At 31.8% G+C, this 10,889-nt stretch carries 9 protein-coding genes and 1 riboswitch; of the genes, 2 read left to right on the top strand and 7 right to left on the bottom strand.

The annotated features are described in order from the left end of the window. Both rlmD and Q0W95_RS06210 read right to left on the bottom strand, forming a co-directional pair. Positions 1–1,423: 23S rRNA (uracil(1939)-C(5))-methyltransferase RlmD (gene rlmD / locus Q0W95_RS06215; protein WP_297790961.1), on the bottom strand; the 1,423-nt coding region annotated here is incomplete at its 3' end. Next, on the bottom strand, positions 1,371–3,749 hold the full coding sequence (locus Q0W95_RS06210) for an ATP-dependent DNA helicase (RefSeq protein ID WP_297790959.1): 2,379 nt from the start codon (positions 3,747–3,749) through the stop codon (positions 1,371–1,373). The genes Q0W95_RS06210 and rlmD, both read right to left, overlap by 53 nt. Before the next feature lie 64 nt (positions 3,750–3,813). Between Q0W95_RS06210 and Q0W95_RS06205 the strand changes: the two genes are divergently transcribed. Further along, a complete protein-coding gene (locus tag Q0W95_RS06205; RefSeq protein ID WP_297790957.1) occupies positions 3,814–4,560 on the top strand; it encodes a nitroreductase family protein in 747 nt (248 codons plus the stop codon). 30 nt (positions 4,561–4,590) lie between these two features. Here the strand turns inward: Q0W95_RS06205 and Q0W95_RS06200 are convergent, their stop codons facing one another. Next, positions 4,591–5,991, bottom strand: coding sequence for an MATE family efflux transporter (locus Q0W95_RS06200; RefSeq protein ID WP_297790956.1), 1,401 nt, complete (start codon positions 5,989–5,991; stop codon positions 4,591–4,593). Between the two features lie 100 nt (positions 5,992–6,091). After that, a riboswitch (THF riboswitch) is annotated at positions 6,092–6,181 on the top strand. A gap of 20 nt (positions 6,182–6,201) precedes the next feature. Here Q0W95_RS06200 and Q0W95_RS06195 point away from each other — a divergent pair. Continuing rightward, positions 6,202–6,717 (top strand): folate family ECF transporter S component, encoded by a 516-nt coding sequence (locus Q0W95_RS06195; protein WP_297790953.1) that lies wholly within the window; start codon positions 6,202–6,204, stop codon positions 6,715–6,717. Positions 6,718–6,753: 36 nt separating this feature from the next. On the opposite strand, the gene Q0W95_RS06190 is transcribed toward Q0W95_RS06195, so the two are convergent. The 4 genes from Q0W95_RS06190 to nrdD are packed head-to-tail and all read right to left on the bottom strand — an operon-like array spanning position 6,754 to position 10,800. Further along, positions 6,754–7,572 carry a YgcG family protein gene (locus Q0W95_RS06190; protein WP_297790951.1) on the bottom strand — a complete coding sequence of 273 codons (819 nt, stop codon included), beginning with the start codon at positions 7,570–7,572 and terminating at the stop codon, positions 6,754–6,756. Positions 7,573–7,580: 8 nt separating this feature from the next. Beyond that, positions 7,581–8,165, bottom strand: coding sequence for a LemA family protein (locus Q0W95_RS06185; RefSeq protein WP_297790949.1), 585 nt, complete (start codon positions 8,163–8,165; stop codon positions 7,581–7,583). Between the two features lie 17 nt (positions 8,166–8,182). After that, on the bottom strand, positions 8,183–8,683 hold the full coding sequence (nrdG, locus tag Q0W95_RS06180; protein ID WP_297790947.1) for an anaerobic ribonucleoside-triphosphate reductase activating protein: 501 nt from the start codon (positions 8,681–8,683) through the stop codon (positions 8,183–8,185). Continuing rightward, the gene (gene nrdD, locus Q0W95_RS06175; RefSeq protein ID WP_297790945.1) at positions 8,680–10,800 is read right to left on the bottom strand and encodes an anaerobic ribonucleoside-triphosphate reductase; all 2,121 of its coding nucleotides are present in this window, start codon (positions 10,798–10,800) and stop codon (positions 8,680–8,682) included. Before nrdD ends, nrdG begins: the two co-directional genes overlap by 4 nt. Positions 10,801–10,889 lie beyond the last annotated feature (89 nt).

Below are 10,889 nucleotides of genomic sequence, written 5' to 3'. Positions count from 1 at the left end.
TTGTCAAATCAAGCTCATCCAGCTCAATTTCAATATTTATATGCTTATCGACATCGAGTTTGGACAAAAGTGCTACCGTCTCCACATGTCTTGATTTTGGGAACTGATCGAATATTTCGTAGTATTTTATTTCATATCCTGCTTTAAGGAATCCTCTAATATTCTCTACTTGTGTTTTAGGATTGCATGATATATATATAAATTTTTTTGTGTCTATTTTTAATATTTTCTCCAATGAATTTGGAGTTATTCCAGCTCTTGGAGGGTCTAATATTACTACATCGTACTTATTTCCAACTTTTTCTATTTCCTCTAAAACATCTCCGCATAAGAAATTTATATTTGATATTCTATTTAGTTCTGAGTTTTCCCATGCCTTATCTACAGCCTCTTTAACTATTTCTATTCCTGTTGCTGACTTTGCTCTTGTAGCCATTACTTGCGTTATAGTTCCCGTTCCTGAATATAGATCTAGAACCTCCATTGTTTCGTCAATACCTGCTAGGTCAAAAGCTTTTTGGTATAGTTTCTCCGCTGTATAAATATTAGGTTGGAAAAAGGAAAATGGAGATATTTTGAAGGATAAACCAAGCATCTCTTCTATAATATATCCTTTGCCATACAATAACTCTATTTTTTCTGGGATTACAGCATCCGCTACTGAATCATTTGTAATATGGTAGATAGATACAATTTTACCTTTTAGTTTTGTGTCTAATATTGAATTTACAAAAAGTTTCTTTCTGATATTATCAAAACTTGAATCACTAGTTGTTACAAGTAGAAGCATTATCTCTCCAGTTCTATGCGCTTTTCTCACTACTAAATGTCTAAGAAGTCCTTCTCTTGTTGTTTTATGGTAAAAATTTGCTTTTTTTTCTCTAAAGTAGTTTTGTACTTTTAGCCTAATTTTATTAAAATCATCATCTACAATGTTACAATCAGATGTTCCAATTATTTCATAGAATCTATTCTGCCTATGAAGTCCAAGTACAAGTTCTCCTCCTTTTTTTCTATCCCCAAAGGTATATTCCATTTTATTCCTGTAAGCCGTAACTTTGGGTGATTGATTAATCTTAATATCTCCAGCATAAGATATATCATTTTCTTTAAATAGATTTTTAATCATCTCAACCTTTAACATAAGTTCCGTTTCATAGGCTAGTTTTTGATAGGCACATCCTCCACACTCATCAGGATTTAAACAAGTTTTTGTGAAATTTTCTAAGCTAGAATGTTCTATAAGATCCAAATACTTAGCCTTAACCTTATCCTTGTTTCTTTTAGTTGGTTTAACTCTTACTTTTTGTCCTAAGATTCCCCCTTTAAACTCTATTAATCTTCCATTTTCATCGTACCCTTGGGAAACATTAGGATATTTCATTTTTTCTATTTTTATTTCTTTTATTGATTTCTTTCTCATTTTCACTCCAAAATTCGTCTATTATGTCTGTTATATTATTTTTGTAATTATCTAAGTGAATTAATTTGTTCCAGTGGGATGGGTATAAATTTTTATATATATCCCAAGCATATCTGTCATCAACAAGGTAAATTATACCCCTATCATTTTCGCTTCTTATAACTCTTCCTGCTGCTTGAAAAACTTTATTAATTCCAGGAAAAGTATAGGAATAGTCAAAGCCACTCAATCCTTTCTTATCAAAATGCTCTTTTATTAAATTTCGATCAAATGATACTCCGGGCATTCCTACAGAAATAATCATCGACCCAATAAGTTTTTTACCTATAAGGTCTACGCCCTCAGAAAATATACCTCCCAAGACTACAAAAGCTATTTCTGAACTTTCTTCAGTAAATTTATTCAAAAATTTATCTCTTTCATTTAGCGACATAGACCTATCTTGGATTAGAATATCCTCACTATATCTTACCATATAATCACCCGCAATCGCCTCTAGGTAGTTAAATGACGGAAAAAATATGAAATAGTTTCCTTCCTTGCTTGTAGTGAACTTGTATATCATATCAGATATTTTTCCTATATTTATCTCCCTATCCCTATATCTTGTGCTAATTGATTCCTGAACAATTAGTTGATTTTCTACTGAAAAAGGCATTTCCAATCTAAGTTTTAGAGCATCTTTTGCTCCCAATATATTAACAAAAAACATCATTGGTGCAAGAGTTGCGGAAAAAAATATAGCTGAACTTGCAAGCTTATATTTGTTTTTTAGAATACTTGATGGATCCACGCATTTTATTTCAAAACTTTTTATTTTTTCTATATCATCATAAGAAATCACATTGTAAAAACCTTCAATAAATTGGTCAGAAATCTTTAAATATCTATTAATATTGAAATATGTATCTAGGATAAGGTCATAGTTTCTGTCATCCTTCTCTTCTATTAAAAATTTTTCAAGATTTTTGCTTAGAGTTATCAAAAGCCTATCTAGGTCATCCAAGTGGTCTTTGGTATAGTAATTTAATTTCTTCCCAAATTTCAAATATTTTTCATCAAATTCATCTATTATTTTCCTTATAGAATTTAAAATTTTCTTATGTTTTTCTTTATCAAAATATTCATATAGATCTATAAAATCCTTATTTGTAAAGGAAAAAGAATACATATCTCTTGTTCGCTCTAGGAGATTGTGAGCTTCATCTATTAGAAAAATATATTTTCCTACTGAATCATCAAAAAATCTTCGCAAGTATACATTTGGATCAAAGACATAGTTATAATCACAAATAACAACATCTGCATATGTTGCTATATCAAGTTCAAATTCGAGAGGACATACTCTATACTTTTCAGCGTATGATGTTATAACGTCATAGTCCATTATCGTTTCTCTTGAGAGAATATCCTTTAAAGCGTCATTAACTCTATCAAAATGACCCTTAGCAAAAGGACAATCACTAGGGTTACATTTAACCTCATCATTTAGACAAATCCTATCCTTTGAAGTTATCTGAACAGACTTTATTATAAGTCCTCGATCTTCCATCAATTTTAGAGCTTTTATAGCTTCATTTCCAGTTGTTGTTTTTGATGTCAAATAAAAAATCTTATCTGTAAGCTCTTCCCCAATAGCCTTAACTGACGGAAATAGAGTAGAAATTGTCTTACCAATTCCAGTAGGAGCATCTATAAAAATGTTCTTACTTTCACTAATGCCTGTATAAACTGCAACAGCCATTTTTCTTTGACCCTTTCTATAGGTTTCATAAGGAAATTTTAGTTTTTTAGCTGTTTCATTTCGAATACTTATATTATCTGTAATTATTTTAGAAAATTGCTTATATTTTTTTAATAAATCAATATAAAAAATTTCTAGTTCAGCAAAATCTAATCTTCTTTCAAATATTCTAGTCTTATAGTTTTCTGTAGAAACATAGGTAAGTTGAATTCCCATAATATCTAAATCATGGTCTTTAGCAAAAAAATAAGCATAGCACATAGCCTGAGCCCAATGAAGTTTATTTGAATCATCTATGTCCTTTAGGTCTCTTTTGGTAGATTTGATTTCATCTATTATATATTTATTTCCTTTTTTAATTAATCCATCAGCTCTGCCTTCAACGTGAAAAGTAATACCACCATAAGCAATAGTGTTTTTCAAAGAATACTCTTTTTGATAGTTATCGCCATGTGATTTTTGCAACTTTTGATGGGCCCTAATTCCCTCTATCATCCTTGAATTATCTTTAAAAGTATTATCTATATCGCCCGACCTCATTACAAATTCTATTAAGTTTCTTACAGATATTTTTATAACCATGGTTAACTCCTAAGTAAATTATAACATATATGGGTATAAGAATATAAAAATGAAAGGACTAAAAATGACAAAAACAATTGATATAGCATTAAAGCACAGAACTATAAGAGAATTTACTGATAGGAAAGTTGAAGATGACCTCATTAAAGAACTTTTAAATGTTGCTAATCAATCTGCTACAAGCAATGGTATGCAACTTTTCTCTATAATAAGAATAAGTGACGAAAGTATTAAAAATTCCTTAGCTCAAATAGGTAATCAAGAATACATGAGAAGAGCCCCAGAGCTTTGGATTTTTGTAGCTGATTTATTTAGAAATTATAGTATAGCTAAGGAAAATTCTAGTGAGAATGATGAAATGATAAGTTTTGATAAATTTGTTCAGGCCTTTACAGATGCAATTATCGCTTGCCAAAATGTTGTATCCTCTTGCGAATCACTAGGTTTGGGTACAAATTATTTCGGTAATATTCATAATTCCACAAAGGATGTAATTGAGTTATTGAAACTTCCTAAATATACTTATCCAGCCGTTGGACTTGGATTTGGTTATCCCAATCAAAACCCTCAACTTAAACCAAGAATACCTTTAAGCTTAAAGGTTTTTGAAAACTATTATAAAATTTTTGATAGTTACAAGAAAGAAATTAGGGACTATGATAAAGAAATGACTTCATATTATGACCTTAGAGATTCTAATAGACGAAGTGAATCTTTTTCCCTCCAAATCCCTAAAAAACAAGGAACAATTATTTTTCATAGAGATAAAATGTTTGAAACTCTAAGGAACCAAGGTTTTATCATCAAATAAATAAACCTCTAGTTTAAGGCTAGAGGTTTTTCAATACAACTGTGCTTTTGAATTTCTATCAAGTTTCATAAACTTTTCGATTTTTTTAAACTTTATCCTAAACATACTTACTGTGGTTAAGACTGCTATCGTATCTGCTATTGGTTCAGAAAGGAACACGGCAAAAACCTTGTTTTCAAAAAACCTAGGCAAGATGAATATTAAGGGTATTAGGACTATTATCTTCCTAAAAATCGCTAAGAAGGTGCTAGTTCTAGCATCAGAAAAAGCGATGAAGGACTGTTGACATGATAATTGTAGGCCAAATAAGAAAATTGAAGCAAAGAACACCCTTATTGCCCATGATGTATTTGCTATAAGTTCTATATCTGAAGTAAATATTTTTGCGAATAATCCAGGAAAAATCATTAAGAGAGTCCACAAGATAGTTGTAAAACTAACACTCGCTATTGTTTGAATCTTGAAGGCTTCCTTAACTCTTTTAAAATTATTTGCCCCAAAATTATAAGATATTATTGCTTGACCACCCAAGGTTATCCCATCAACAGGCAATAAGGCAAATTGCATTAAAGATGAGGTAATTGTCATTGTTCCAACAGCTAAGTCGCCACCGAATTTTAATAAATTATAATTAAAAGCAAGCATCAGTACACTTTCTGTTGATTGCATAATAAATGGTGCGACACCAAGAGTTACTGCTGGTACCAATATTTTTTTATCTAGGTGTATGCATGATTTTCTTATTTTTATTGTTGTTCTATCGCCCATTAAAAACCTTAAAGCATGAAATGCTGATATAGCTTGAGATATAATGGTTGCAAGAGCCGCTCCCCTAACCCCCATACCCATTCCATAGATAAAAATAGGATCTAGAATTATATTAGTTATAGCACCTATTATTACAGTTCTCATAGCAACTGTTGAAAATCCTTGAACAGATATAAACACATTCATCCCTAAAGTTATATGGACAAAAATCGTTCCGAGAGCATAAATACTTATATATTCAAGACCATAGGAAATTGTATTAGGACTTGCTCCAAAAATATGAAGGAGTTTATCTTTAAAAATAAGTACCAAGATAGACAAAACAACTGATGCAAGCAGTAGGGAAGTTAAAGAATTTCCCAAAATTTTCTCAGCAGTTTCTTTATCTTTCCTACCCAAATAAATACTAGACCTAGTAGCAGCTCCATATGAGAATAAGGCTGCAAAAGATGATATCAAAATAACTATAGGAAAACTAACTCCAACTCCTGTCAAGGCCAAGGGCCCCACATCAGGAATATGACCTATGAAAACTCTATCTACAATATTATATAATACATTGACAATTTGTGATGCAATAGCTGGAATGGCAAGCTTTAAGAGCAGAGCTCTTATAGAATCTTTGCCCAAATCCACACTTTTTTTATTTACTTTATTTTTCAAGTCTATCTCCTTACCTGATAATAGTATATAAGAAAATTAAATTTTAGTAAAACTTAAAAATGCTCTTCTATTTTTCTGGAATATAGTTTATAATATATCCATCAGAGTAGATAAAGAGCATTAAGTGTTAGGAAATGGGTTGTTGTTCCTAAACGAAGCGAATGCATGATTCTTTATCGCAACCGCTGCCCTCTGATAGAAAGGGGAAATATGAAAAATAAAATTTTAGTAAATAATTTAGTGAAAGCAGCAATGCTTACAGCGATAAGTATTATCTTATCTAGAGTTTTTGGGATTCAATTATCGCCTAACATAAAGATATCTTTCGGCACTTTGCCATTGATGCTTACGGGTATGTTTTTTGGTCCTTTACTGGGAGCCCTTGCAGGATTTGCATCAGATGCAATTGGAATCATTATAAATTTAGGCGGAACCTTCCACCCTGGCTTTACATTAAGTGCAATTCTAACTGGAATGGTACCTGGACTAATATTTAAATATGGAAAAAAGAAAAATTTGAATTTAAGAATACTTATCTTATTAGTAATTTTATTTGTTTACGGAATTAACCACGGTCTACTTACACCTTTATGGTTAACACAACTTTATGGAACACCATACAAGGTTCTATTAGCTGGTAGAGCCATAAAAGTTATTCCGGATGCAATAATAAATTATATCTTGCTTTTACTAATATATGATAAATTGCTTCCTAGGATTAAATAAAAAAAGGGTATTGCTTTATGCAATACTCTTTTAAAATTAAAATTTTCTACTAGCACCACCCCCACCTGTGCTACCTCCACCGCCAGTAAATCCTCCACCTGAGGACCAACCTGACCAAAAATCATCGTCATCATTATAATTGCCAAAGTTTCCACTAGTCCAATAAGGATTACCGCGATATCTTCCGCCACGGCTGTAGTTAGAATAAGGTCTATGCTTAAGTCTTGAAATTAGGTTAGAAAATATTATGAACACAAGCAATATTATCATTAAATCAACTATAGAAAATCCATTAGAGTCTTCTAATTTATTCTGATATTTTTCATAATCACCATCTATCTCTATCCCATATTCTTTTACAACTTCTCCGACAATAGCATTAAATCCTTCATTTAACCCCTTGGAATATTCGCCTTTTTTAAAGGAATTTAGCATAAAATTATCAATTATTCTTCCAACCTTAGCGTCATTAAGAGCTCCCTCTAAGCCGTATCCTGGGATGATGGAAATTTCTTTTTGACCTGTTGTTTTGTTTTCTAAAAAAAGAATCAGTACTCCATTATCCTTTTCTTTATCTCCGATTCTTAGCTTATTGAAGATATCACTTCCATACTCCATACCTTCACGACCATCAGGATTTTCCATTGTGGCAACAACTATTTGACAACCTATTTTACTTTCTAATTCTAAGTTTATCTTTCTTATATTTTCTTTGGTATTCTCATCAATAATCGATAATTCATCATAGCAATAGTCTTTAACTCCGCTATAAATATCTGCCTTAGCTAGGCTAGGAAAAAGGCAGAATAATACTACGAAAATTATATTTAATTTTCTTATTGTAGCCTTTTTCATAATAACTCCTATTTATTAAAATCTACTGTTGGTGCATCTTGGGCACTTTCGCTAGCCTTAAAGTAATCAGCTTGTTTAAATCCTGTGAATTTTCCTATTATATTAGTTGGAAACCTTACAAGCTTAGTATTAAATTCTTGGCAGGCATCATTATAATTTTTCCTCTCAACGGATATCCTATTCTCGCTTCCAGCAAGCTCATCCATGAGAGCGACAAACTGACTATCAGCCTTTAGGTCTGGATAGGCCTCTGCAACTACATTTATGCTATTTACCGCCCTACTTAATTCTTCGTTTGCTTGGGCAAGTTCTTGTGGATTTTTAGCATTTTGCACACCAGATCTAGCATTTGTTACTTGAGTTAGGGTATCAGCTTCATGTTTTGTATAACCCTTAACAGTATTAACAAGGTTAGGTATAAGATCAGCCCTTCTTTGAACTACGTTTTGGACTTGGGCGTAAGCCTTATTCACATTTTCCCTTGATGTTGCAAGGCTATTGTAGGTTGGTACAATCGCAATTAATAGAATTACAGCTATAACAAGCACTGCTAAAATAGCTGAAAATCCCTTCATTTTTTTATTTACTTTCATAATTCCTCCTCTTTTCTTTATTTATACCCATCCATCAAAACAACTTTATTATATTTTAATGACTTTTTGACATCTATAATTCTTTGGTTAGACGAACCTCTGAAATCCAGTTTCAAATCTTTAAGTTCATCAACAAACTCTCCGTCAACCAAAACATCAATTAGGTTTAAAATCTGTTTAGCTAGGTAAATCTCCTTTAATACATCAAATCTAAATCCAGTATATATCCATATTGACTTGGATGATTCTTTTTTTATGGCTTTTATGGCTTCTAAAAGCCCTCTAGGACTTTCAAAAGGTTCTCCTCCAAGAATTGTAAGTCCTTCTACTTCCTCTAGCTTTAAGTATGAAATTACTTCATTAAGAGAGTTTTCATTCCAAAGTTTTCCAAAGTTAAAGTCCATATAATCTCTATTAAAACAATTTTTACAATTTCTATCGCATCCCGATATGAAAAAAGTGGTCCTGATTCCAGGACCATTGGCGACATCATATTTTCTTATCTGACCAAATCTCATATATGAAGCACCCTTGCCTTTATTTCTTTAGTTCTTCCCTCATTCCAGAAGTTTTCGCCAAGGTAACCGCAAGTTCTCCTCACTACTGTTAGTGTATTTCTATCCTTGTTTCCGCAATTTGGGCAGTACCAATTATTATCTTTATCAAGGAGGATTTCACCATCATACCCACAATTTCCACAATAATCAGACTTAGTATTAAATTCAGCATATTGTATGTGTTCATATATATATTTAATCATTGTCATAACTGCATCAATGTTTGATGACATATTAGGAATTTCAGCATAGGAGATACAACCACCTGTTGATAATTGCTGAAATTCTGATTCAAAATCAAATTTATCGAATACTGAAATTTCTTCTCTTACATCAACGTGAAATGAATTTGTGTAATATCCCTTATCAGTTACATCTTTAATATTTCCAAATCTCTTTTTATCAATAGAAGCAAACCTATGGGTCAAACTCTCGGCAGGTGTTCCATAGACTGCAAAGGCTATATTGTATTTTTCTGACCATTCCTTTTTTCTATCATTTAAGACTTTCATTATTTTAATAGCAAAATCATGGCCTTCCTTGCTTGTATGGGATTTTCCTATGGTCAATTTACTCGCCTCATAAATACCTATATAACCAATAGTTACTGTAGCGTATCCGTTTTCTAAGAGAGGTTTAATAGATTCATGTCTTTTAAGTCTTGCTATTGCTCCATGTCTGAAATGAATAGGAGATGAATCGCTTGTAACTTTAGAAAGGTGATCATACCTTAAAAGTCCAACTCTTCTAATCAAATCAAGTCTTTTATCCAAAATTTCAAAGAACTTATCCTCATCTCCATCAGCAAGAATAGCTATTTGTGGTAAGTTGATAGTGGCTACTCCCATATTAAATCTTCCGTCAAATTTATATTTACCATTCTCATCCTTGTAAGGTGGTAAGAAGGCTCTACACCCCATTGGAGAAAATACATTTCCATCATAGTTTTCACGCATCTTCTTAGCAGATATATAGTCTGGATACATTCTTTTAGCAGTACATTTTGCAGAAAGCCTTGTTAAATCGTAGTAAGGAGAGTTTTCCTTAATATTGTTTTCATCTAGGACATATATTAATTTTGGAAAAGCTGGCGTTACATAAACACCTTGTTCATTCTTTATTCCCTTAATTCTTTGCTTTAGTATCTCTTCAATAATTTTAACTGTATTTTCTAAATAAGGATCCTTTTCATCTGTGTGCATAAACAAGGTTACAAAAGGAGACTGACCATTGCTAGTCATTAGGGTGTTTATCTGATACTGAATTGTTTGAATTCCACTTTCAAGATCTCTTTGAGTTAGTGCCTCGGCCATCTCTCTTGCCTTATCATCATCTGTTAACATACTTCTACTTAGCTTTAAATTTTTGTCATAAGATTTTTTAAGGTAAGGGCTTAGGCAGGATATGTTAATTGACTGACCCCCGTATTGGTTGCTTGCTATTTGAGCAATAATTTGTGTCATAACATTACAAGCCACCTGAAATGATTTAGGCGTTTCAATCATTTTATCATTTACCACTGTTCCATTATCTAGCATATCTTTCATATCCACTAGACAACAGTTAAAGATTGGTTGGATAAAATAGTCTAGGTCATGAATATGAATTGCTCCAGACTCATGAGCTTCTACCAAATCTAGGGGTATTAATTTTCTTTTTGCAATATCTTTTGCTACTTCTCCAGCTATTAAATCCCTTTGGGTTGATGCTATTATTGGATTTTTGTTAGAATTTTCATCCATAACGTCAATATTTGTTTGATTCAATAGGCCTAAAATATCATCATCTGATGTATTTTTTTCCCTCTTATAAGCTTGGACAGATTTATAAGACTCATAAGCTCTAGCTGTAGCTGGATTTTTCTTATCTATTAATTTGTAATATACCTTCTCTTCGATGTTGTAAATTGAAATTTCTTCAAGTGAAGATGATTCTTCTTCAATTTCCCTTGCGATTTCTTCTGCTTGACCTTCAACAAACACACCACTAGGTGAATTCATAGCTTTTTTTATAGCTATTATTATTTTATCTTTATCGAAATTAGCCTTAATGCCATTTCTCTTAATTACTTGTAACATTGTTTCCTCCGAAATAAAATATACTTAGATTATACCAGATATAGTGGCGCTTGTAAAAAATGAATACTATATATAGTGTTTTGACTGAT

Origin of the sequence: uncultured Anaerococcus sp., from assembly GCF_947253225.1 — a bacterium.
Taxonomy (GTDB): Bacteria; Bacillota; Clostridia; order Tissierellales; family Peptoniphilaceae; genus Anaerococcus.
Note: the sequence above shows the minus strand (reverse complement) of the source record. Positions and strands in the feature narration are given on the sequence as shown.

Bases quoted from the DNA above. Each gene is read 5' to 3' on its own strand.
- Q0W95_RS06210 (WP_297790959.1), bottom strand. From the start codon at position 3,749: ATGGTTATAAAAATATCTGTAAGAAACTTAATAGAATTTGTAATGAGG.
- Q0W95_RS06205 (WP_297790957.1), top strand. From the start codon at position 3,814: ATGACAAAAACAATTGATATAGCATTAAAGCACAGAACTATAAGAGAA.
- Q0W95_RS06195 (WP_297790953.1), top strand. From the start codon at position 6,202: ATGAAAAATAAAATTTTAGTAAATAATTTAGTGAAAGCAGCAATGCTT.
- Q0W95_RS06190 (WP_297790951.1), bottom strand. From the start codon at position 7,572: ATGAAAAAGGCTACAATAAGAAAATTAAATATAATTTTCGTAGTATTA.
- Q0W95_RS06185 (WP_297790949.1), bottom strand. From the start codon at position 8,165: ATGAAAGTAAATAAAAAAATGAAGGGATTTTCAGCTATTTTAGCAGTG.
- nrdG (WP_297790947.1), bottom strand. From the start codon at position 8,683: ATGAGATTTGGTCAGATAAGAAAATATGATGTCGCCAATGGTCCTGGA.
- nrdD (WP_297790945.1), bottom strand. From the start codon at position 10,800: ATGTTACAAGTAATTAAGAGAAATGGCATTAAGGCTAATTTCGATAAA.